This is a genomic window from Methylophilus sp. 42, from assembly GCF_000384155.1.
In the GTDB taxonomy this organism is placed as follows: Bacteria; Pseudomonadota; Gammaproteobacteria; order Burkholderiales; family Methylophilaceae; genus Methylophilus.
Genome location: NZ_KB913031.1, coordinates 1,136,196 through 1,158,508, shown reverse-complemented (window position 1 = coordinate 1,158,508; position 22,313 = coordinate 1,136,196). Strand labels below are relative to the sequence as shown.

Here is a 22,313-nt window from a genome sequence, read left to right as displayed (position 1 = left end):
CTCAATCATCAGCGAACAGCGCCTGCCACAATTGCACCACAGCCGCCCGCTCGGACTGCAACTGGTCATCGGCCACCAGCGCATCCAGGCCTTGCAATTTGGCATGGTGTATCAAGGTGCGATATTCACGGTAAGCATCAGCGACTTTTTCAGCCAGCGCGCTTGATTCAATCAAACCCAGCTTGGCACAACGCTGCAACAAGGCAATATTGCCAATATTGTCAGTCAGCTCAGGATAATGCACTGCCTGTGCCAGCACCAGATATTGCACCACAAACTCAACATCAATAATACCGCCCACCCCTTGCTTGACGTCAAAGCGATCGGCTTTGGGTTTATACGCCTCGCGCATTTTTTCGCGCATTTGGGCAATCTCTTGTTTGAGTGCAGCAGTATCGCGCGGCTGACACATAATCTGACGACGAACCTGCTCAAATGTTTCACCAATCGCCGTTTCACCTGCCACAAAACGTGCGCGGGTAATGGCCTGATGCTCCCACACCCAGGCTTTATGTTGCTGGTATTCAGCAAAGGCCTGCACCGTACTCACCAGCAAGCCGCTATTGCCATCTGGCCGTAACTGCAAATCGGTTTCATATAACAGGCCGGCATTGGTCAAGGTGTTAAACCAGGTATTCAGTCGCTGTGCAAAACGCGCATAAATTTCCTGCGCCCTGTCGGCCTCATCTTCAAACAGGAAAATAATATCCAGGTCAGACAAATAACCCAGCTCTTTGCCGCCCAGCTTGCCGTAGCCAATCACGGCAAACTTCGGTATCTCAAGATGCTTAAACGGCAAATTTTGCCAAACCGTTTGCACACTGACCTGCAGAATCACATCGGCCAGCGCGCTCAAATCGTCTGAAATCGCCTCCAGCGGCAAGGCGGTCATCAAATCCTGGGCGGCAATTTTAAGCACATTGGCATGCTTAAAATGCCGCACGGCATCCATTTGCGCTTCCACATCACCTGCCAGTTGCTGCATATGGCGCGTCAGCTCAATTTTCAACTGTGCTGCATCCAGCCGCTTAAACAGTGTTTGCTTATTGAGCAATTCGTCCAGCAAAATCGGGTGGGCGGAGACATACTGCGCAATCCACGGGCTGGCGGCGCAGAGTTTAACAATCAAAGCCAACGCATCCGGAAACTCAGCCAGCAAGGCCAGATAACTGGCGCGGCGGCAGATGCTCTCCAGTAAATCCAGTGTCCGTATCAAGGCGGTATCTGGCGTGGTGCTTTGCTGTTGGCTCGCTTCGCGTAACAACAAAGGCATGAGTTGATCCAGGCGGCGGCGGCTCTGCTCCGGCAGTTGCTGGATACGCTGGCTGTTACGCGTTTGGTGCAGTAAATGCACAATATCACTGGCACGTGTGTAGCCGTGCTGCGCCAGCCATTGTCCGGCTTCGCTGCCGCTCACGGTGCCTTGCCACAGTGCGGTTTCCTGCTGCAAGTCATTGCTTTGCTCGTCTTTAAATGTATCGTCGAAAAAACGTTGTACGCGGTCGCGGTGAATATTCAGCTCAGCGATAAAACTGGCCCAATCCGGCTGCTTGAGCATGTGTAATAAATAGCCGCGGTAAGTCTCCGAATCTGGTAAGTCCTGTGTTTGCTGGTCATCGATATACATGAGCCGATGTTCCAGGTTGCGCAGATAAATATAACTTTCCTTTAACGCAGAGACGTCGTCAGCAGGCAGCATGCCACGCGTTGCCAGGCAATCCAGCACCGCCAATGTCGGCTTGATTTGCAAATCAGGTAGTTGCCCGCCGCGGATCAGCTGGAACACCTGCGCAATAAACTCGACTTCGCGAATACCGCCACGCCCCAGCTTGATATTGTCAGACAAGCGGCGTTGCACCACATCGCGCTGAATCTGCACTTTCAGGTCACGCATGGAGGCATAGGCGTTAAAATCCAGGTATTTGCGGAACACGAAAGGCTTCATCACCTTAGTCAGCGCTGCCTCAGGCCCACACACGGCGCGGCCTTTAATCCAGGCATAGCGCTCCCACTCGCGGCCATAATTCTGGTAATAATCTTCCAGCGCATCCAGGTTGCACACCAGTGCGCCCTCTGAGCCAAATGGCCGCAAACGCATATCGACGCGAAACACAAAACCATCTGCCGTGACATCATCCAGCGCAGCAATGACCTTTTTACCTAATCTGGTAAAAAAGTCCTGGTTGCTGATCGACTTTGCCCCATCCGTATCACCTTCCTGCTCGTAGGCAAAAATCAGGTCAATGTCAGACGACACATTCAGTTCGCGACCACCCAGCTTGCCCATGCCGACCACAATCATGCGTTGTGCCTGCCCCTGGGCATCGCGCGGGTTGCCATAGGTTTCTGCCAAACGGGCGTGATAAAAATCCACCGCGGCAGTAATGGCTGATTCAGCCAGGGCACTGGTGATTTCTGCCACTTCGGCAAAGTCTGCCAGGCCATTCAGGTCACGCACGATCATATGCGCCATTAAACGCTGCCGGTTCAGCCTGATTTGTTGCAAAAAAACAGATTCTTCAATATCTTTTTCATATAAAAACAAAGTGTTAACATCTTCAGTCTTATATGTCTTATATAAGTTATCTAACAAATCAGTTATAAAATCTGTATGTTTCGTAACGAATCTGGCAAAAAATGGGCTGCAGGCTGCTGCATGTAGCAAATAGGCGGCCTCTGTAGACGCGACCTGCTTTTCTGTTAGAATTTGGGCAAGCTGTTGCATGAGTTTTTGCTCTTGTAATGAGTTGTGTGCTCGGAGAGTTTGTCAATCAGAACCAGAATAATAATACCTGAGGTTCGCTCACACTTTCATTTTTTGACATTGATTTTTGGGGGTCGCTATGTCTATCGAATCAGTACTTCATGAACACCGCGTATTTGCGCCAGGCAAGGCGTTTGCCAGCCAGGCAGCGGTGGGCAGCATGGAGGAATACCAGCGCCTGCATGCAGAAGCATTGCAGGATTACGAAGGATTTTGGGCCAAACTGGCACGCGAGTTATTGATTTGGCACAAGCCATTCAACAAAACGCTGAACCAGGACAATGCGCCATTTTATAAATGGTTTGAAGATGGCGAGCTGAACGTCTCCGCCAACTGCCTGGACAAGCACCTGCAAACCATCCCGAATAAAACCGCCATTATTTTTGAAGCAGATAACGGCGACGTTAAAAATATCACTTATAAAGAGTTGTATCACCAGGTTTGCCAGTTCGCCAATGGCCTGAAATCATTAAGCCTGGTTAAAGGCGACCGCGTGATCATTTACCTGCCGATGGGCATTGAAGCCATCGTAGCCATGCAGGCCTGTGCACGCTTAGGGCTTATCCACTCCGTCGTGTTTGGCGGCTTCTCGGCCAAGAGCCTGAACGAGCGTATTATCGACGCCGGCGCAGTCGCCGTCATCACCTCTGACGGCCAATACCGTGGCGGCAAAACCTTGCCACTGAAACAAGCGGTAGATGAAGGCATTGCCATGGGTGGCTGTGACAGCATTCGCCACATGGTGGTATTCAAGAAAACCGGCCAGGACGTGGCCTGGGATAATAAATGTACCTGGTGGCATGACCTGATTGCCGACAAGGCCGATACCTGTGAACCCGTAATGGTCGATGCCGAACATCCATTATTCCTGCTCTATACCTCAGGCTCTACCGGCAAACCCAAAGGCGTACAACATAGTTCAGCAGGTTATTTGCTGCATGCCATGAACACCATGCGTTGGACGTTCGATATCAAGCCGGATGATATTTACTGGTGTACGGCCGATGTGGGCTGGATTACCGGCCACAGCTATGTGACCTACGGCCCACTGGCCATGGGCGCAACACAAATCGTGTTTGAAGGTATCCCTACTTTCCCTAACGCTGGCCGTTTCTGGGAAATGATCCAGCGCCACAAAGTCAGCGTGTTTTACACCGCGCCGACAGCGATCCGTTCATTGATTAAAGCCGGTGAAACTGACTTCACTACCCACCCCAACCATTTCGACTTATCCAGCCTGCGCCTGCTGGGCACCGTGGGTGAACCGATCAACCCGGAAGCCTGGATGTGGTACTACGAACAGGTCGGCGGCAACCGTTGCCCGATTGTCGACACTTTCTGGCAAACCGAAACCGGCGGTCATGTGATCACACCATTACCTGGCGCCACACCACTGGTACCAGGTTCCTGTACCCTGCCCTTCCCCGGCATTGATATTGATGTCGTGGATGAAACGGGCAAAGACCTTCCCTGGGGCAGCGGCGGCCTGTTGGTAATTAAGAAACCCTGGCCGTCCATGATACGCACCATTTATAACGACCCTGAGCGTTATAAAACCAGCTACTTCCCGGCTGAGCTGGGTGGTAATCTTTACCTGGCGGGCGACGGTGCGGTACGTGATGTCAACACCGGCAACTTCACCATCATGGGCCGTATTGATGATGTGTTGAACGTGTCTGGTCATCGATTAGGCACCATGGAAATTGAATCAGCCCTGGTTGCCAATCATTTAGTGGCTGAATCTGCAGTGGTGGGTAAACCGCACCCGATCAAAGGTGAGTCTGTGGTGGCCTATGTCGTGCTCAAAGGCAAGCGCCCGGAAGGTGAAGAAGCGAAAAAAATCGTTGCTGAACTGCGCGAATGGGTAGGTAAGGAAATTGGCCCGATTGCCAAACCCGACGAAATCCGCTTTGGCGACAATCTGCCCAAAACCCGCTCAGGCAAAATCATGCGCCGCTTGCTACGTAGCCTGGCCAAGGGTGAAGAAATCACTTCGGACATTTCCACCTTGGACAATCCCGCCATTCTGGAACAATTGAAGCAGCCAATCAACTAAGACTGGACTAGATGTGGAAGGCCTGATTATCCTGATTGTGTTCGCGGCAGTAGCCATTTTCCTGATGCGAAAATAATCCGGCCTGGTGCATGATGCGGCCCAATGTAAAATCTGGGTTAAAATAGCGCTTTTTCCCAAAGCGCTATTTTTTCATGTCCAGTTTGCAGCAAGAAGTTGAACGCCGCCGTACCTTCGCCATCATTTCGCACCCGGATGCGGGTAAAACCACGCTCACCGAGAAATTGCTGTGGTTTGGTGGTGCGATCCAGGTGGCCGGTGAAGTGCGTGGCCGTAAAGCGGCGCGTCATGCCACCTCAGACTGGATGGAACTGGAAAAGCAACGCGGCATTTCTGTCACCTCCTCCGTGATGCAGTTCCCATACCGTGAACATATGGTCAACTTGCTCGACACGCCCGGCCATGATGACTTTTCTGAAGATACCTATCGCACCCTGACCGCCGTGGACTCGGCCGTGATGGTGATCGACTCTGTAAACGGCGTCGAAGCGCAAACCATTAAATTGCTTAATGTCTGCCGCATGCGCGACACGCCAATTATTACTTTCATCAACAAGCTGGACCGCGAAAGCCGCGCGCCTATTGAGTTGCTGGATGAAATCGAAACGACATTGGGGATGGAATGCGCGCCGATGACCTGGCCAATCGGTATGGGTAAAACCTTCCGTGGCGTGTATAGCCTGGTCAATGACTCCATTTTATTCTTTGATCCGCGCGCTGAAAAAGGCACTTCAGAGACCATTCAAGGTCTGGATAATCCAAGACTGGATGAATTGATTGGCTACCAGGCGCAAGAGCTGCGCGTAGATATTGAGCTGGTACGTGGCGCTTCTAACGAATTTAATAAAGAACGTTATTTAAGCGGTAAACAAACGCCGGTATTTTTTGGCTCAGCCGTGAATAACTTCGGCGTGCAATCGCTGCTGGATGCGGTAGTCGACTTATCACCTCCGCCACAAGCCCGCAAAACAGCCACCCGTGCTGTGACGGCTAACGAAGAAAAATTCGCTGGCTTTGTATTTAAAATCCAGGCCAATATGGACCCCAAACACCGTGACCGCATTGCGTTTTTGCGCGTATGCTCCGGCCGTTTTGAGCGCGGCATGAAGATCAAGCAGGTCGCCTCCGGCAAGATGCTCAACGTCAATAACGCCATCACTTTCATGGCGCAAGACCGCACCATTATGGATGAAGCCTACTCCGGCGACATTATCGGCATCCCCAACCACGGGACGATTAAATTGGGCGACACGTTTACCGAAAACGAAGCACTCAAATTCATTGGCATCCCGTCGTTTGCGCCAGAGTTTTTCCGTCGCGCGCGCATTAAAAACCCGATGAAAATGAAGCAGCTGCAAATCGGCCTCAAACAGTTATCCGAAGAAGGCGCGGCGCAGCTATTCCGCCCCTTATTGTCGAACGACCTGATTTTGGGCGCCGTGGGTATGTTGCAATTTGACGTAGTCGCGCACCGCCTGGAACATGAGTATGGCGTCGACATGGTGTTTGAGCCCTACGACTGTTACACCGCACGCTGGCTCAAAGGCTCTGATGCCGACCTGAAAGCGATTGCGGATAAATACGGCTTTAACGTCGGCCTCGATAGTGCCGATGATTACGTTTACTTGGCCCCTAACCGCGTTAACCTGCAAATGGCACAAGAACGTTATCCTGATATCCAGTTTATGGAAACACGGGAAATCGCCTAAGCGCGGGCAATTAATATCAGGTAGTCAGACCATGTCCACTTTAGTGCCGTCCGGCGTGCTCAAGGCATTGTCTCTCAAGCAACCATTTGCATGGCTGATTGCCAACGGCTATTTACTGGTGGACGACCGCAGCTGGGGCACGCAATATCGCGGCCCCATCCTCATTCATGCCAGCAAAGGCCTGTATGAGGAATATTATCAGTACATTAAACGCCACACTGACGTTCCCATCCCTGACCGAGACAAACTGGAATATGGCGGCGTCGTTGGCATAGCCAAACTGGTTTTGTGCAGCAAGCCTGGTGAGTTACCTGCTGGCATTAGTCGCGAACAGCGCGCGCATTTTGGCGGCGTACATCAAGAATATTATGGTTTTTTATTTGAGCAGGCCACGCCATTACCGTTGATGCCCTGCGCTGGAAAGCTGGGTATTTTTGAGCTTGATATAGATAAGCTGTTGGCAGCACCGCCTGCGGCCCAGTCCGAATTATTTTAATCTGTGACCAGAGCTTATCACTCAGGTAACAACCTAGTGATAAATAGCGTGTTTTTGAGAGTTGGAGTCATATGAAAAACCCTTGCCCATGCTATAGCGGCCAGCCTTATAGCGCTTGTTGCCAGCCTTTACATGAAGGGCAAGCAGCGCCGGATGCAGAGCGCTTAATGCGTTCGCGCTACAGTGCTTATGTGATGAAACTGCCGGACTATATTCTAGCGACCTGGCATCCGGACACCAGGCCAGAAACATTGACCCTGGATGACCTGAATGGCATTAAATGGATGAAGTTACAGGTGAAAACACATCACCAGTCAGATGCCACACATGCCGAAGTTGAATTTAGCGCAACCTATCAGAGTGGCAACCAGAAAAAATCGCAACTTACCGAGCATAGCCGGTTTGTAAAAGAGAATGATCGCTGGTTATATGTCGGCGAGAACCAGAAGTCGCCTGTAGATTAACCTCGTCATCCAGTCCATAAAGGACAATCAGGCTGGCAAATGAAGTCGAAATCGGGAGAGTGCTCGGCTCACTGAGCCAATCCAGGATGGCAAGATGAAGCGCATGCGGATAGATGCGCTGATGGCCATCCTGATCCAGCGCTAGCAAAAGTTGCTTGATCTCATATTGACTAAGGCCGACTAAGGCTTGTTCCAGTGTATTCTGATCCAGGTAACCATATTGATGCTTATCTAAGCGTAAAAAGATATTCTGGGTAAACTGTGCGCTCACCTTGCAAATAATACTCGCCATAAATTTCGTTCTCCTGCACTCATCATGTGATGTCAGGTTTATTCTAGGCGTATCAATATCTCAACGGTGTATCGCTGTGTAACGCTTTGTATCACAACAAGTAATAAAAAACCCGCCTGCCGATCAACAAACAGACGGGGTTAATATTCACACAAAAATTACATGCCCTGCTTCAGGCTCTCCATAATAAATGGATCCAGATCACCATCCAGCACCCCTTGCGTATTGCCGATCTCGACATTGGTACGCAAATCCTTAATTCGGCCCTGGTCCAATACGTAGCTGCGAATCTGGTGACCCCAGCCAATATCGGTTTTGGCATCTTCCAGCGCCTGCTTCTCTTCGTTACGTTTGTTCAGCTCCAGGTTATACAATGCACCTTTCAACATATTCATCGCTTCCTCGCGGTTGCGATGTTGCGAGCGGTCATTCTGGCATTGCACCACCACGTTGGTCGGCAAGTGAGTAATCCGTACTGCGGAATCGGTTTTGTTAATATGTTGACCACCGGCACCACTGGCGCGGTAGGTATCAATGCGTAAATCGGCCGGGTTGATTTCAATTTCAATTGAATCATCGACTTCGGGGAAAATCTGCACACTGGCAAAACTGGTATGGCGTTTGGAGTTGGCATCGAACGGTGACTTGCGTACCAGTCTATGCACACCACTTTCCGTGCGTAGCGTGCCAAATGCATAATCGCCACTGACTTTGATAGAAGCGCCTTTAATCCCGGCGATATCACCTTCAGACTCTTCCAGCACTTCTACCGTAAAGCCCTTGCGCTCCACATAGCGCAAATACATACGCAACAGCATGCCCGCCCAGTCTTGTGCCTCAGTGCCGCCACTGCCAGACTGAAACTCAATAAAGCAGTTATTGGCGTCCATGGGGTGCGAGAACATGCGCTTAAACTCCATCTCGGCGATGGTTTTTTCGACTTTTTTTACGTCATCATTGACGCTGAGCAGCGTATCGTCATCGCTTTCTTCGCGCGCCATGTCGAACAGCTCCTGGCTATCCGTTAGCGATTGTGCGACGGCATCCAGCGTGGTAACCACGGTTTCCAGCATGCGTTTTTCCTTGCCGAGCTTTTGCGCTTTTTCGGCATCGTCCCAGACTTTGGGATCCTCCAGCAGGCCGTTCACTTCGGCTAAACGTTGCTCTTTGTTTTCGTAGTCAAAGATACCCCCGAAGGGCATGGTGACGTTGGGTCAAATCGCTCAACGCATTGGCGATGGCATTTAGTTGTTCTGCTTCCATGTGATTGATTTTAAATTGTGTAAAAACCACTATTATACCGCAGCTAAAACGTTGATTCAGCGCCAAAACATGCCTTGTATTCCATTTCAGATACAGATTTTTGTCACAAACATTGTCACAAAATAGTAAAATCCCTGTCACAAAACTTTGAAACCACCAGGGAGTACCCAATGGCGAATGCCACTTTTGGCCGCATCATGGCTGCAATCAGCCCCAGAAACGATAACTATTTTGTACTGTTTAACCGTCTGGCCGATTGTGCGGTGCGTGGTTCCAAAGTGCTGGCCCTGATGGCTGCGGAAGTCGATCAGGCAAGTTTTCAGAAACATTTCTCTGATATTCGCGATATTGAATCCGAGGCAGACGAGTACACCAAGGAAATCCTGCTGTCCTTGCACAAAACCTTTATCACCCCGTTTGACCGCCGCGAAATTCGTGAGCTGGCGATGGCACTTGATGACATCATCGACTATATGGAAGCCATTCCGCAAAGCGTGGAAATTTACGGCCATAGCAAATTCACGCCTGAGATGGTCGCCCTGGCGCAAATCCTGTTGCGTGCCGCTGAAAAAGTCCAGGATGCTGTACACATGTTGTCTGACATGAAAAATGCCGAGCGCATTTTGCGCACCTGTGAAGAGATCAGCAAGATTGAAGGCGAAGCCGACCATATCATGCGCTCCGGCATGCACAGACTGTTTGAAGAAGACCATGACGCACGCACCTTAATCCGCTCAAAACAATTATATGACCTGTTTGAAGAGGCCGTAGACAGCTGTGAAGACGTGGCTGACGTCATCCATGGCGTTGTGCTTGAACGCATCTAACACCGTCACCAGGAACTCAACATGGATCATGTGATTTTAGTCATGGCGGTGCTAGTCTTCGTCGCCCTGATTTTTGACTTTATGAACGGTTTTCACGATGCGGCCAACTCGATTGCGCTCATGGTGTCCACCCGTTTATTGACTCCGCAGGCGGCAGTGATCTGGGCCGCTTTTTTCAACTTTGTCGCGTTTATGTTTTTTGGCCTGCACGTGGCCGATACGGTGGGCAAAGGCATTATTGACCCGAACATTGTCAATAACACCGTCATTTTTGGCGCGCTGTTTGGCGCCATTGCCTGGAATGTGATCACCTGGTGGTTTGGCATTCCCTCTTCTTCATCTCACGCACTGATTGGCGGCCTGATTGGCGCAGGCATGGCACATTCTGGCACCAAAGGCGTGATTATCGGCAGCAAGCTGATCAGCACCGGCATTGCCATTATCCTGTCGCCACTGTTTGGCATGATACTCGCGCTGCTGTTATCAATTGGCATTATGTGGGTGTTTCAAAAATCGTCACCTTACAAAATAGAAAGCCGGTTTAACAAACTGCAATTTATTTCATCTTCATTGTTCAGCCTGGGCCACGGCGCTAATGACGCGCAGAAAACCATGGGCATCATCACCGTATTACTGTTTGCCAATGGCTATTTGCACGGTGACTTTCACGTCCCCTTCTGGGTCGTCATTGCCTGTCAGCTGGCGATGGGTCTGGGCACGCTGTTTGGTGGCTGGCGCATTGTGCGTACGATGGGTATGGGCATCACCAAGATCCGCCCGACCGGTGGCTTCGCTGCGCAAACCTCAGGCTCGATTGCCTTATTCCTGGCGACCAGTTTAGGCATTCCAGTCTCTACCACCCATACCATTACCGGTGCGATCGTCGGCGTCGGCTTATCACGCCGCATGACGGCCGTACGCTGGGGCCTGGCGTCACGCATTGTCTGGGCGTGGGTGCTCACCATTCCTTGTGCCGCGATCATGGCGGCGATTGCCTATCATATTGGTGAAAGCTTGCTGTAAGGAAAATCAATGATAAAAAGGGGCGCAGACTGCGCCTTTTTTATTTTTTGTCACATTTCTGTCATATTAAGTTTTTATGATTTCGTGCATCACAACAGACAACACCAAACACAGGAGTGTATAGATGAAAACCCGTTTGTTCCGCAATACTTTAATGGCCGGTCTGATCGTTCAGGCATTTAGCTTCACGCACTCAGCAACGGCTGCGGACAAAATCATCAAGATTGATGGTTCCAGTACGGTTTACCCGATTACCGAAGCCGTCGCTGAAGAATTCCAACGCGCCAAAGGCGTTAAGGTCACTGTCGGCGAATCTGGCACTGGCGGCGGCTTTAAGAAGTTCTGCCGTGGCGAAACTGATATTTCAGATGCGTCCCGCCCTATTTCACAAAAAGAAATTGATGCGTGTAAAGAAGGCGGCGTGCAATTTATTGAATTGCCTATCGCTTACGATGCATTGACCGTGGTCGTGAATGGTAAAAACGACTGGGTGAAACAAATCACCGTTGCAGAGCTGAAAAAAATCTGGGAGCCAGGCTCCAAAGTGAAAAGCTGGAAAGAAGTGAACGCCACTTACCCAGACAAAGCCATTAACCTGTATGGCCCAGGCACCGCCTCTGGTACCTTTGATTACTTTACAGAAGCAATCAATGGCAAAGCCAAAGCCAGCCGCACAGACTACACACCGTCTGAAGATGACAACGTATTAGTGCAAGGCGTTGCTGGTAATGCAGGCGGCATGGCCTACTTCGGCCTGGCTTACTACCTGGAAAACACGGACAAGCTAAAAGCTGTACCTGTGGTGGCTAAAGAAGGTGGTAAACCAGTGTTGCCATCCGAAGCAACTGTGATGGATGGTACATACCAGCCATTATCCCGCCCGCTGTTCATTTATGTGAATGCCACTTCAGCGGCCTTCAGACCAGAAGTGAAAGCCTTCGTTAACTATTACCTGGAAAACGCACCAGAGCTGGTAAAAGAAGTGAAATATGTGCCATTGCCAAAAGCAGATTACACTGCCGTGAAAGAACACTTCAAGGCAATGAAACCAGGCACTGGCTTCAACGGCACCTCTGAAGTTGGCATCAAGATTACTGACTTGTTATCCCGCATCAAGTAATCATAAAAAAGGGGCTGCAACGCCCCTTTTTTAGTGATGACTCGGCCTGAACCGCGGATTATCCGCTAAAATTCTTCCCTGGCAGATCAATACTCTTGATCATTAGCAAAAGATCAACACACTATGGCGACCCAAGCAATGCAAGCTCCCGTGCAACTGACCATCAGCCCCAGACTGGCGAAAAATATCCGCCGCAATGTCAAAGAGCGGATTATTGAACTGATCCTGATGATGGCAGCCCTGGTCGCTGTCGCCACCACATTTGCGATTGTCGGCGTGTTGCTGTACGAATCTCTGAGTTTTTTCAAAACAGTGTCCGTTATTGAGTTTTTTACCGATACGCAATGGACGCCCTTATTTGAAGATGCGCACTACGGCATTATGCCGCTGGTATCCGGCACCTTGACCACCTCGGCCATTGCACTGGCTGTTGCCGTGCCGATTGGTACCATTTCAGCGATTTTCCTGTCTGAATTTGCTTCACACAAAACGCGCGAAATCATCAAGCCTATCCTGGAATTATTAGTCGGCGTGCCTACCGTCGTATTCGGCTATTTCGCGTTGTTTTTTGTGACCCCTTTACTGCAAAGCATTTATCCTGACCTGCCGAGCTTCAACATGCTGGGTGCCGGTATTGTGATGGGCATCATGATTATTCCGTACATTGCCTCCATGTCTGAAGATGCCATGCGCGCCGTACCTATGAGCATGCGTGAAGGCTCTTACGCCATGGGTGCGACACGTTTCCAGACAGCAATTAAAGTAGTCACACCGGCAGCAATTTCCGGCATTGTGGCAGCGTATATTCTGGCGATTTCACGCGCGGTGGGCGAAACCATGGTAGTCGCGATTGCCGCTGGTCAACAACCTAACCTGACCTTTAACCCGCTGGATAGTGCAGCGACCATTACCGCTTATATCGTACAGGTTGCCATGGGTGACTTGCCACATGGCAGTATCGGTTATCAAAGTATTTTTGCAGCAGGCCTGGTATTGATGGCAATGACTTTGTCATTCAACATTTTTGGCCACTGGGTACGTAAAAAATACCGCGAAAGCTACTAATAAACTGTCTCATTGCTGACATATAACCACCATACACTGCCAGTAGCCAGACTACTGGCCAATGCGGAAATAAAAAATCATGGAACATAAAGCTTCTGTCCTCGAAAATCTGGCCGACGTCCGCGCCATGATTAAACGCCACAAGCGCAATGACACACTGTTTGCCACCCTGGGCCTGATTTGCCTGATGCTGGGTTTAATGACACTGATGTTGCTGTTCTGGCAACTGATTGCCGATGGGCATCCAAAATTTAACCTGGATTTTTTAACTGAATTCCCTTCGCGCCGTGCTGGCCGCGCCGGTCTACTTTCAGCTTGGGTTGGCTCGTTACTGGTGATGTCTGTCACGTTTCTGACCGCCGTACCCATTGGTGTCGCTGCTGGCTTATACCTGGAAGAATACGCACCAAAAAACTGGTTTACCGACCTGATTGAAATCAACGTGTCTAACTTGGCAGGCGTGCCGTCCATCATTTACGGCTTGCTGGCACTGGGCCTGTTTGTCTACATGCTGGACTTCGGCCAAAGCATTCTGACCGCCGGCCTGACCTTGGGCCTGCTCATTCTGCCGATTGTCATTGTCTCGACCCGTGAGGCCATCCGCGCTATTCCGGTGTCTATCCGCGAAGCTGCTTATGGCGTCGGCGCGACCAAATGGCAAGTCGTTTACGATCACGTATTCAAGTACTCTTACGGCGGTATCCTGACCGGCATCATTATCGGCATGGCGCGCGCCCTGGGTGAAACTGCGCCGATTATTACCATTGGTGCACTGACGTTTATCGCCTTCTTGCCACCAAGCCCGATCACGACTGAACCACCATTCCTTAATTTTGAATGGTTGTCTTCAGGCTTTACTGTGATGCCGATTCAAATGTTTAACTGGCTGTCGCGCCCTGACCATGCATTTCATGTCAATGCGGCTGCCACCGGTGCACTGATTATCGTTGTCACGCTGTTAATGAACGGTGCAGCCATCTGGTTGCGCTACAAAATTCGTAAAAATATTAAATGGTAATGCCACATAAGATTTAGGAAACTCCATGGCCACTGTCACAACTGCAATAAAAGCCGAAGCACGCGATTTAAACTTTTTTTATAGCAACGGCGCACGCGCACTCAAAGGCATCTCCATGCCTTTGTATGAAAATAAAATCACGGCGCTGATTGGCCCATCCGGTTGCGGAAAATCTACCTTCCTGCGCTGTTTTAACCGTATGCACGATTTATATCCTGGTAATAAATACCAGGGCGAGATTGTGATGCACCCGGACAACACGAATGTGCTGGATTCAGGCGTAGACCCGATTGAAGTGCGCATGCGTATCAGCATGGTGTTCCAGAAACCTAATCCGTTTCCGAAATCCATCTACGAAAACGTGGCTTACGGCCTGCGCGTGCGTGGTGAAAACAACAAACGCATCATGGACGACAAAGTAGAAGAAGCGCTCAAAGGCGCGGCTTTATGGAACGAGGTCAAAGACCGTTTGCACGACCTGGCATTCAACCTGTCCGGCGGCCAGCAACAACGTTTGTGTATCGCCCGTGCATTGGCCACCGACCCGGAAATCATGCTGTTTGACGAGCCCACTTCAGCACTGGATCCAATTGCAACCGCTAACATTGAAGAGCTGATGGTCGAGTTGCGCAGCAAGCTGACCATCTTGGTGGTGACGCACAATATGCAACAGGCAGCGCGCGTATCCGACTACACCGCGTATATGTACCTGGGTGAGTTGATCGAGTATGACGATACCGACAAAATCTTCACCAATCCGGGCCGTAAAGAAACCGAAGACTACATTACCGGCAAGTTTGGCTAATTTAAACGTTTGGTTAATTTAAAAGCTCGAATAAAAAACGCCACACTATGTGGCGTTTTTTATTGTCCACTGGCATCAATCTTACTGTCGGCGGATGCCTGCTTCCAATACAAAGAACTGTGGGCTCAATGCGGCTAAAGGCGCTTTGAGCTTTTCCACTTCTGCCGCCGGTGCGTGTACTTCCAGGCGAATCAATTTGGCGAGTTTAAGTGCTTCCCCCAGTGGCTCAGCCACGTTTTCCAGATGCGCAAGAATGCCAGCTGCACTGGCATAACCTTCACGGCAATGCGCAATATTGCCGCTGAATGAGAATGCATAGTGCATACAGTCGGTTTCGTTGCGGGTCTTGTCTAAAAACTGGGCACCTAGCGCCTTAAATGCAGCCAGGTTCTCGGCAGGCACTTCAAAATAAGGAACCAGCGTGCAGCAGGTGTCTGGGGTAAACATGGTTGATTTCTCCTGATAGGTTACGCTTGCATCAATACAAGTCTGCCCATATCTTGGCGGGCAGCCGGTTGACCGTCAAGCCTCCCGGCACAAAATCAGGATTTTAATGAGGCCGCTACACTTAGGCCGCGGCAGACGCTGCCATGGGCATATGCGTCAGCATCAGGCGCTCATAGCACTCAAGCAGTTTGTTTGCTTGTGCGTCGCTGGACCATACTTGCTCCACATAACGTTTGCCTTGCTTACCAACGCGCTCACGCAATTGATGGTCTATGAGCAAGGTTTGTACTTGCTCTGCAAAGTGCAACTCATCATCTTTCGCAATTAAGGCACCCTGCTCCTGGCGTAAAATGGACGCAGTGCCCAATTCGGCAATCGCCACCACCGGCGTCGACTGCGCCATGGCTTCCAATAAGACCAGGCCTTGCGTTTCGCTCTTGGAGGCAAACACAAAAATATCTGCCGCCTGATAAGCTGCGTTTAATCCAACCGCCCTGTCAAGGTAACCGAGGAACATCACGTGCGACTGCAGCCCATTATCACGCGCCATTTTCTTCAACATCGCCTCGGCCGGGCCTTCACCGGTAATCACCAGCAACACCTCGGGGTGATCCTGAATCACCAGTGACAACATCTCAAGCAAAAACTGTATGTTCTTTTCATAAGCCACACGGCCAACAAACATCAATAAAGGGCGTTGTGCCGGAATGCCGTATTTTTCCCTGAACGCGGCCCCATCACCGGGAATAAAACGCGAAGCATCCAAACCAGTCGGAATGACCGTGATAGGCGTGGTAACACCATATTGCTGCAAGACCTCCCGCATCTGCGCTGAAGGAGATACCACGGTATCCACCTGCTGGCATTGTTTGCGTGACACCGATTGTGCGATACGCACTGCCCATTGGCGTGGCACCCAAGGCAAATAATGATGCATATAGTCTTCAAAAAAGGTGTGATAGGTTTCCACTACCGGCACTTGCAGTCTTTTGCCAATCTTGAGCCCGGCATAATGCGCAATAAAAGGCGTATGGATATGCACCAGGTCATAATCGCCTGGATGCAGGCTGTTGATGTAAGTCACCAAGGCTGACCATTTCATTAAATAGTCTTCCGGATCGAAGACGATTTTACGGGCGTCTATGCGGGTAATCCAGGCCTCGTCTGCCGACAGTGGCTGGCCCGGCTGGACAGGATACTGCGGTGCAATCAGATGGACGACATGACCCTGCTCGCGCAAGCTCTCGGCAAAGGTACGGATGCTGGTAGACACCCCATTCACGCGCGGGAAGTACACATCTGAAATCATCAATATTTTCATGCAGGATTCCGAGTTAACAAATCTCACATAGCTTAACAAGAGCTCATGATGCTTTTGTGACAAAAACTGCTTTCATATCAACGTCATACAGATTTCATCTAACTGTCATTTAGCAGGCGCAAAGTGCGCGCATGTCACTCCGCACCCTGACCATTATTTTGCTACTGTTACTGGCCCTGCCAAGTGAAGCGCATGCCTGGGGCCTGTATTCGCATGTTGCCTATACACACCAGTGGTTGCAGGCCTTGCCGCTGTTGCCACTGCCCTGGCTGGGCGTCATGCGGCGCTACCCGACACTGGTGATGGCTGGCGCCTGCCTGCCCGACCTGGCCGTGGTATCTCGCACGTTTAACCATAGCCATGGCTGGGGCATCGGCCAACAACTACTGCATACCAAAAACGATAGGCAACTGGCACTGGGCATCGGCTACAACCTGCACCTGCTGACAGACGTGGTTGCCCACCAGCACTTTGTGCCGACCTTTGAGGCCAAATGGCAGCACCACAGCCTGCTCACCCATGCCGCTGCCGAGTGGGCCATGGATGCCTACCTGCATGTGCCAGACCTGCCTACCCCTGGCAAACTGTTGCGTATACACCGCAAGACCATTGTAGAGACGCTGACACAATCATTGCAATGCGAAGCCGACACGGTGAATAAAGCAGTCTCTCGCCTGGCCAGTGCAGACCAGGCCTTGCGCCTGTCACGTATTCCACAATATCTGCTGCGCCGTTACTGCAGGCTGGATAACGAGTTTGAACACAAACTGGGCTACTACCGTGACCAGGTCACGCTGGCGCTGCAGGACCTGCCGCAACTGCTTAACGGACACTTTCCATCACTGCATGCCGAGCATATCAACCTGGGCATGGAGCAACTCGATGACTGGCGCCGTAAATGCCTGCAAGATGCCCGCCTGCGCCCTACGCGCGCCATTAGTGCCTTTGAGCACTATCAGCATCAATGGTCTAACCAGCCAGATTGTTAGCGAAATAGCCCCTGGACTTGAATCTATTGGCATTGGCGCCATCTAAAGACTAGCTCGCCTTCGACGCTCCTCTGGATTCATACGCATGCCACCACTCCGCTTTCTGATCGTCACCACCACCCTGGTGGGTCTTTTACACTATTACATTGGTTCGCGCCTGTTAGGGCAACTCCCGTGGCCGACACTCGTCGTGTGGCTGGGCTGGGCGGGATTAGCCGCCTCTGCGTTATTACAACCCGTGGCATTTCTGGCACGTGGCTTCAGCAACCAGTCCTTGCGTGATGGCGTAAGCTGGGTGGCGATGACCGTCATGGGGCTGTTTTCATCCTTACTGGTATTCACGGTCTTGCGCGACGTCTTATTACTGGCGATGGCAGGCTTGCATGCATTACATGTGGTACAAATTGATTTCATTGCCCTGGAAAAACAGTCAGCCTTACTGGCAGTCACGGCAGCCTTTGCCATTAGCATTATTGGCTTCTTTAATGCGCGCAAACTGGCGCGTGTGGTCAATGTCACCGTGCCACTACGCGATCTGCCAGCGAGCTTGCAGGGATTCCGTATTGTGCAGATCAGCGATATTCATGTTGGCCCAACCATCAAGCAAGGCTATCTTTCCCGCATCGTGCAACAGGTGAACTCGCTAGAAGCAGACCTGATTGCGATTACCGGCGATCTGGTCGATGGCCGCGTGCATGAGCTGGCTGAACATACACGGCCATTGGCGACGCTAGAAGCACGCCATGGCAGTTTTTTTGTCACAGGCAACCATGAGTATTACTCAGGCGCGCTGGCCTGGATTAACGAACTGGAACGCCTCGGTGTGCGTGTGTTACTCAATGAACACGTAAAACTGTCGCATGAAGGCGCCACCTTAGTATTGGCTGGCGTGACTGACTATACGGCAGGCAGTTTCTATGACGACCATCATAGTGATCCGCAAGCTGCCATTGCCGGCGCGCCCGCAGATGCGCCCAAGATATTATTGGCGCACCAGCCACGCAGTGCAGAGGCTGCCGAGGCGGCGGGCTTTGATTTGCAACTCTCTGGCCATACCCACGGCGGACAATTCTGGCCATGGAAATACTTTGTACCGCTACAACAACCTTATGTGGCAGGCCTGCACCGCCTGCAAGACCTGTGGATTTACGTCAGCCGTGGTACCGGCTATTGGGGCCCGCCTAACCGCTTTGGCTCACCGTCGGAAATCACCTGCTTAACGCTGGTAGCCGCTGGCGATTAAGCCCAATATTTAAATGGCCGCTGCCTGGCGCCGGAAGCGCAAGTCAGGCAGATAAGTGGCCAATATCAACAATAAGGCCAGTAGCAGATAAATAGCGCGCAATGGGTAGTCCGTCACAAAGCTGGCGGTGGCTGGCTTACCTGTCAATGCACGGTAAAAAGCCTCGTTATCGGTACCTTTCAGATAACTGCCCTTAAACTCATCGGCCAGCGACTTCAGATAATCCTCTTCCAGTTGCGATAGCATGCGGTCATACTCGGCATAGGCCACTGGCGGATCCGGTTCATCCTGGCTGGGGTCAGCATACGTCACACCCACCGCCCCGGCGTTGTTATTGTCACTCACTGGCCAATCCCCTACCCGTTTATTGGCCGAGTTATAGCGTGGAATCGCCACCTTTTGCGGGCCGCCAACGCCAATAAAGGTAAAAAACTCACCAATCTGCACGCCACTCAAGTCCTGCTTAATCGTCACATTCACGCGCGGCGCTTCATCGCCATCAGTAAAAAATAACATTTGAGCTGGCTGATTGAGCGCATCATACACATGCGTCGCCGCATGCACGGCAAAACTGAGACGACTATTGCCCTTCCAGGCCATGCGCCATTCCAGGTGGTCTATGCCGTCACTGATCACATCCAGGTTTTTGCACACCTCGAGCGGCGTTTGCAGCATGGCAATATTGTCCGAGGCAAAAATGCCCAGACTGAAATAAGTGCCACAGGGTGACTTATGTACCAGTTGCTTCATCAAGTGCTGGCTATAGGCCAGGCGGCTCACGGCCTGTTGCTTCAGCGTTTCATCCTCGGCATTCATGCTTTGCGAAATATCGGCAATCAGCAAATAGTGCTGTACCTGTTGCCGCAGCTGAATTTCAGGTTTAACCAGCGCCAACAGCACTAACACCAGAGCCAACCCATACAATACCGGCTCATAATGTTGTTTTAACCAGGCAAAGTACTTCATTATGGCAATCCTATCGGCAGGTTACTCAGTTCCATATGCGATTGCTCTTTGCTCGCGCCCTGCATACCGCGCGCCATGACAGAGTGCAACAAGGCCAGGTTGAACTTGGCCGCTTTGTCATCTGGCTGCAAGCGTAATGATTGCTCATAAGCAATTTTGGCCTGGGTGAAGGCGTAACGTGCTTCATCCTGAAACGTGCCATCTTCATTCACCGTGCGCACCAGGCCGGACAAAAACAGGTTATTGCCGATATTAAAGTGGATATGCGGCAACTCACTTGCAGGCGGAGACAACTCCAGCGCCTGGCCATAGGTTTGTACCGCGTGTTTGTAGTCACCATGCAAACCTTGATCATACGCAGCAGTAAATTTCTGCAAGGCAGGTGAACCGCCCTGCTTGATCACAACACCGCTTTGAATCTGCTGGTTAAGCGCGCGCAATTGATGCAATTGCCAGCCAAAATACAACACGCTTAACAGGCCAAGTGTGGTCAGGCCAGCCCAAAGCCAATTGGCATTTTTTCGATAGATTGTCATTAATACACCTTTATCTGTTTAATCAACACCAGGCCCAGGCCCAGAATGAACGCGATAATCATCAAGTCTTTGGCATAATCATGGCCAGGAATAATGACTTCGTACTGAATCACATTTTTTTCTTTGGCATCAATTTCGCGCAATGCAGATTCCAGTGCCGTCGCGTTATCCGCCTCAAATGCTTTGTATTTCACATTCAATGACTGGAAAAAACGGTCCAGTGCAATCGCTTCCGGCAGATGGTCATCATCGTAAGTATTTTGGGTAAAAATACTGATGTCATCCGGTTCGCGCAGCACAATCCAGTACAAATTGAGTTTTTTACCGACCAATTGCTTGCGGATCTGGTATTTCACACGTGGACTCAATTTACCTGCGCCATCCGACAACAGCACAATCGCGCGTGAACCGGTGCTGGCAATATTTTCAAACAGGGTCACGGCGTTGGTAATGCCTGCACCAATATTGGTCTGGTTAAGCGCAGGCCCGGTCGCGGCCTGAATCGCGGCATGAATACCTTCGCGGTTGGTGGTGATTTTCATGCCATACAACGCGGAGTTGGTAAAACCGACCACGCCCATCATATCGTCCGGTCGTGAATCAATAAACGCCGTAATCAGGCGCCTGGCCGCAGCCGACTTGATTTCTGCCGCATGGCCGCCGGTGGCCTGCCCGGCAAACGGGTGATCCATACTTACGCTGCGGTCAATCACAAACACACTTTGCGCGCCCTTACCGATTTTTTGCTCCTGATGGCTATCGCCTTGCGGCCCGGCCAAGGCCAGTACCAGGCATAGCAATAACAGGCTGGTGGCCGCCTTTACCAACAGATTGATGCGGTCAGAAAACGCATCTGCTGGCACCATCTCCAGCCAGGAATAAGTTTGCGCATGACGACTTTTGAGCAAAAAAGGCACGGCCGCTACTGGCAACAGCAGCAAAAACCACGGGTGTAAACAATGCATCACACCCTCCGTTCACAATCGCGTAACTGACGCGTCAGCGTTTTGCATTGCTGCAGGTATTCGGCCGCAGCAGGCAGTTGCCCGCCATACAGCACCGCATTCGCCTGTGTAAAAAACGTCTGTATCTGCGCTTCCAGCGATTGGAACACCGGTTGCTGCTGTACAAATGCACTCACCTGGCTGCCCAGCATCTGCTGGCCATAATGCTGGTTAAACGCATGCTGCACAATCAATGCTGCCTGCTTTTGTCCTTCTGCCGTTGCAGGCAAACGTTTCAAACGGTGATACGCCTTGGCAAAGTGTCCATTCATCATTGGCAACCAGGTCCAATCGGCATTACGGTAAAGCAATACCAAGCCGCCAACCACTACCAGCAAGACACTGACACGCAACCAGCACTGTATGGCTTGTGTATCCAGCACACTGGCGCGATATTGGGCAATCACGGTTGGTTTGGCCGGTTGCAAACGGTCAGGCAATTGTGCCATCAGCCAAAAACGCCAGGCGGGTAACTCTGCCGCGGCACCGCTGTTAAAGCTAATGCGTTCAGCCGGTAGCTGTAACTGAGTAGGTTTACCGCTACTGGCAAATACCTGGTAATCAAATACCAGCGTGTATATCTTTTTGTCCGCCTGTGACTCACTGCTGACTTGCAACTGGCGCAACTCGATGCCATTGCGCTGCAAGCCTTTCAGCGGCAAGCTGCTGTCATTGAGCTGGTCCTGCGCAGCGACTGCGAGTTGTATGCGACGTTGCAACACATCGCCCAGCTGTATGCCCGCATATTGTGCAGGGTTATGCACACTGACGACTTTCACTGCTGGCAATGATTTAGCGGGTGCTTCTGTGTCGGCCCAAGCTGGTGTTGCCATCAGGCAAGTCGCCAGCCATCCTAAAAAAATCTGTTTCATCACGATACTTTCTGT

Annotated in this window: 19 protein-coding genes and 1 pseudogene; 12 read left to right on the top strand and 8 right to left on the bottom strand. The window is 51.1% G+C overall.

Annotated features, from left to right (window positions below):
* Window position 1: 1 nt before the first annotated feature.
* Window positions 2-2,734 (bottom strand): annotated as a pseudogene (gene glnE, locus MET42_RS0105700) (bifunctional [glutamate--ammonia ligase]-adenylyl-L-tyrosine phosphorylase/[glutamate--ammonia-ligase] adenylyltransferase); the annotation flags it as partial.
* A 109-nt stretch (window positions 2,735-2,843) separates the two neighbouring features.
* Between glnE and acs the strand changes: the two are divergent.
* The 4 genes from acs (at window position 2,844) to MET42_RS0105680 (ending at window position 7,507) form a co-directional block, all read left to right on the top strand.
* A complete protein-coding gene (gene acs, locus MET42_RS0105695) occupies window positions 2,844-4,820 on the top strand; it encodes an acetate--CoA ligase (RefSeq protein WP_019881862.1) in 1,977 nt (658 codons plus the stop codon).
* Between the two features lie 152 nt (window positions 4,821-4,972).
* Window positions 4,973-6,547, top strand: coding sequence for a peptide chain release factor 3 (locus MET42_RS0105690; RefSeq protein WP_019881860.1), 1,575 nt, complete (start codon window positions 4,973-4,975; stop codon window positions 6,545-6,547).
* Window positions 6,548-6,578: 31 nt separating this feature from the next.
* Window positions 6,579-7,043: a hypothetical protein gene (locus MET42_RS0105685; RefSeq protein ID WP_019881859.1), complete on the top strand. Its 465-nt coding sequence runs from the start codon at window positions 6,579-6,581 to the stop codon at window positions 7,041-7,043.
* A 71-nt stretch (window positions 7,044-7,114) separates the two neighbouring features.
* Window positions 7,115-7,507 carry a YchJ family protein gene (locus MET42_RS0105680; RefSeq protein ID WP_019881858.1) on the top strand — a complete coding sequence of 131 codons (393 nt, stop codon included), beginning with the start codon at window positions 7,115-7,117 and terminating at the stop codon, window positions 7,505-7,507.
* A 450-nt stretch (window positions 7,508-7,957) separates the two neighbouring features.
* On the opposite strand, the gene prfB is transcribed toward MET42_RS0105680, so the two are convergent.
* Window positions 7,958-9,062 (bottom strand): peptide chain release factor 2 gene (gene prfB, locus MET42_RS0105675; protein ID WP_157380505.1). Its coding sequence is split into 2 segments (ribosomal slippage): window positions 7,958-8,980 and window positions 8,982-9,062, totalling 1,104 coding nucleotides; the frame shifts between segments, so codons are not numbered across the junction.
* A gap of 170 nt (window positions 9,063-9,232) precedes the next feature.
* Between prfB and MET42_RS0105670 the strand changes: the two genes are divergently transcribed.
* The 6 genes from MET42_RS0105670 to pstB all read left to right on the top strand — a co-directional run bounded on the left by MET42_RS0105670 (window position 9,233) and on the right by pstB (window position 14,920).
* A complete protein-coding gene (locus MET42_RS0105670) occupies window positions 9,233-9,889 on the top strand; it encodes a DUF47 domain-containing protein (RefSeq protein ID WP_019881855.1) in 657 nt (218 codons plus the stop codon).
* A gap of 21 nt (window positions 9,890-9,910) precedes the next feature.
* Window positions 9,911-10,912: an inorganic phosphate transporter gene (locus tag MET42_RS0105665; RefSeq protein ID WP_019881854.1), complete on the top strand. Its 1,002-nt coding sequence runs from the start codon at window positions 9,911-9,913 to the stop codon at window positions 10,910-10,912.
* Window positions 10,913-11,036: 124 nt separating this feature from the next.
* Window positions 11,037-12,032, top strand: coding sequence for a PstS family phosphate ABC transporter substrate-binding protein (locus MET42_RS0105660; RefSeq protein WP_019881853.1), 996 nt, complete (start codon window positions 11,037-11,039; stop codon window positions 12,030-12,032).
* A gap of 138 nt (window positions 12,033-12,170) precedes the next feature.
* Window positions 12,171-13,097: a phosphate ABC transporter permease subunit PstC gene (gene pstC / locus MET42_RS0105655; RefSeq protein WP_019881852.1), complete on the top strand. Its 927-nt coding sequence runs from the start codon at window positions 12,171-12,173 to the stop codon at window positions 13,095-13,097.
* Between the two features lie 79 nt (window positions 13,098-13,176).
* Window positions 13,177-14,115, top strand: a complete 939-nt coding sequence (gene pstA / locus MET42_RS0105650) for a phosphate ABC transporter permease PstA (RefSeq protein ID WP_019881851.1) — start codon at window positions 13,177-13,179, stop codon at window positions 14,113-14,115.
* Between the two features lie 25 nt (window positions 14,116-14,140).
* Entirely contained in the window at window positions 14,141-14,920 is a 780-nt protein-coding gene (gene pstB, locus MET42_RS0105645) for a phosphate ABC transporter ATP-binding protein PstB (protein ID WP_019881850.1), read from the top strand.
* An 81-nt stretch (window positions 14,921-15,001) separates the two neighbouring features.
* Here the strand turns inward: pstB and MET42_RS0105640 are convergent, their stop codons facing one another.
* Together MET42_RS0105640 and MET42_RS0105635 are read right to left on the bottom strand one after the other, a co-directional pair.
* The gene (locus tag MET42_RS0105640; RefSeq protein ID WP_019881849.1) at window positions 15,002-15,367 is read right to left on the bottom strand and encodes a putative quinol monooxygenase; all 366 of its coding nucleotides are present in this window, start codon (window positions 15,365-15,367) and stop codon (window positions 15,002-15,004) included.
* Window positions 15,368-15,488: 121 nt separating this feature from the next.
* Entirely contained in the window at window positions 15,489-16,688 is a 1,200-nt protein-coding gene (locus MET42_RS0105635) for a glycosyltransferase (protein WP_198289762.1), read from the bottom strand.
* A gap of 131 nt (window positions 16,689-16,819) precedes the next feature.
* Between MET42_RS0105635 and MET42_RS0105630 the strand changes: the two genes are divergently transcribed.
* Together MET42_RS0105630 and MET42_RS0105625 are read left to right on the top strand one after the other, a co-directional pair.
* Entirely contained in the window at window positions 16,820-17,677 is an 858-nt protein-coding gene (locus MET42_RS0105630; protein ID WP_019881846.1) for a zinc dependent phospholipase C family protein, read from the top strand.
* 85 nt (window positions 17,678-17,762) lie between these two features.
* On the top strand, window positions 17,763-18,920 hold the full coding sequence (locus MET42_RS0105625; RefSeq protein WP_019881845.1) for a metallophosphoesterase: 1,158 nt from the start codon (window positions 17,763-17,765) through the stop codon (window positions 18,918-18,920).
* A 9-nt stretch (window positions 18,921-18,929) separates the two neighbouring features.
* Here MET42_RS0105625 and MET42_RS0105620 read toward each other — a convergent pair whose 3' ends face one another.
* Genes MET42_RS0105620 through MET42_RS0105605 form a run of 4 tightly spaced genes read right to left on the bottom strand, consistent with a single transcriptional unit; the run spans window position 18,930 to window position 22,298 of the window.
* Window positions 18,930-19,886, bottom strand: a complete 957-nt coding sequence (locus MET42_RS0105620) for a vWA domain-containing protein (RefSeq protein WP_019881844.1) — start codon at window positions 19,884-19,886, stop codon at window positions 18,930-18,932.
* The gene (locus tag MET42_RS0105615) at window positions 19,886-20,422 is read right to left on the bottom strand and encodes a hypothetical protein (protein ID WP_019881843.1); all 537 of its coding nucleotides are present in this window, start codon (window positions 20,420-20,422) and stop codon (window positions 19,886-19,888) included. The genes MET42_RS0105620 and MET42_RS0105615 overlap by 1 nt, the downstream gene beginning before the upstream one ends.
* Window positions 20,422-21,387, bottom strand: a complete 966-nt coding sequence (locus MET42_RS0105610; protein ID WP_019881842.1) for a VWA domain-containing protein — start codon at window positions 21,385-21,387, stop codon at window positions 20,422-20,424. Before MET42_RS0105610 ends, MET42_RS0105615 begins: the two co-directional genes overlap by 1 nt.
* Window positions 21,387-22,298, bottom strand: a complete 912-nt coding sequence (locus MET42_RS0105605; protein WP_232411647.1) for a hypothetical protein — start codon at window positions 22,296-22,298, stop codon at window positions 21,387-21,389. The genes MET42_RS0105610 and MET42_RS0105605 overlap by 1 nt, the downstream gene beginning before the upstream one ends.
* Window positions 22,299-22,313: the final 15 nt, after the last annotated feature.

Coding starts and splice junctions, on each gene's coding strand:
- pstC (WP_019881852.1), top strand. CDS start 12,171: ATGCAAGCTCCCGTGCAACTGACCATCAGCCCCAGACTGGCGAAAAAT.
- acs (WP_019881862.1), top strand. CDS start 2,844: ATGTCTATCGAATCAGTACTTCATGAACACCGCGTATTTGCGCCAGGC.
- MET42_RS0105685 (WP_019881859.1), top strand. CDS start 6,579: ATGTCCACTTTAGTGCCGTCCGGCGTGCTCAAGGCATTGTCTCTCAAG.
- MET42_RS0105615 (WP_019881843.1), bottom strand. CDS start 20,422: ATGACAATCTATCGAAAAAATGCCAATTGGCTTTGGGCTGGCCTGACC.
- MET42_RS0105680 (WP_019881858.1), top strand. CDS start 7,115: ATGAAAAACCCTTGCCCATGCTATAGCGGCCAGCCTTATAGCGCTTGT.
- MET42_RS0105605 (WP_232411647.1), bottom strand. CDS start 22,298: ATGAAACAGATTTTTTTAGGATGGCTGGCGACTTGCCTGATGGCAACA.
- MET42_RS0105630 (WP_019881846.1), top strand. CDS start 16,820: ATGTCACTCCGCACCCTGACCATTATTTTGCTACTGTTACTGGCCCTG.
- MET42_RS0105640 (WP_019881849.1), bottom strand. CDS start 15,367: ATGTTTACCCCAGACACCTGCTGCACGCTGGTTCCTTATTTTGAAGTG.
- pstB (WP_019881850.1), top strand. CDS start 14,141: ATGGCCACTGTCACAACTGCAATAAAAGCCGAAGCACGCGATTTAAAC.
- pstA (WP_019881851.1), top strand. CDS start 13,177: ATGGAACATAAAGCTTCTGTCCTCGAAAATCTGGCCGACGTCCGCGCC.
- MET42_RS0105670 (WP_019881855.1), top strand. CDS start 9,233: ATGGCGAATGCCACTTTTGGCCGCATCATGGCTGCAATCAGCCCCAGA.
- MET42_RS0105690 (WP_019881860.1), top strand. CDS start 4,973: ATGTCCAGTTTGCAGCAAGAAGTTGAACGCCGCCGTACCTTCGCCATC.
- MET42_RS0105660 (WP_019881853.1), top strand. CDS start 11,037: ATGAAAACCCGTTTGTTCCGCAATACTTTAATGGCCGGTCTGATCGTT.
- MET42_RS0105620 (WP_019881844.1), bottom strand. CDS start 19,886: ATGAAGTACTTTGCCTGGTTAAAACAACATTATGAGCCGGTATTGTAT.
- MET42_RS0105665 (WP_019881854.1), top strand. CDS start 9,911: ATGGATCATGTGATTTTAGTCATGGCGGTGCTAGTCTTCGTCGCCCTG.
- MET42_RS0105625 (WP_019881845.1), top strand. CDS start 17,763: ATGCCACCACTCCGCTTTCTGATCGTCACCACCACCCTGGTGGGTCTT.
- MET42_RS0105635 (WP_198289762.1), bottom strand. CDS start 16,688: ATGAAAATATTGATGATTTCAGATGTGTACTTCCCGCGCGTGAATGGG.
- MET42_RS0105610 (WP_019881842.1), bottom strand. CDS start 21,387: ATGCATTGTTTACACCCGTGGTTTTTGCTGCTGTTGCCAGTAGCGGCC.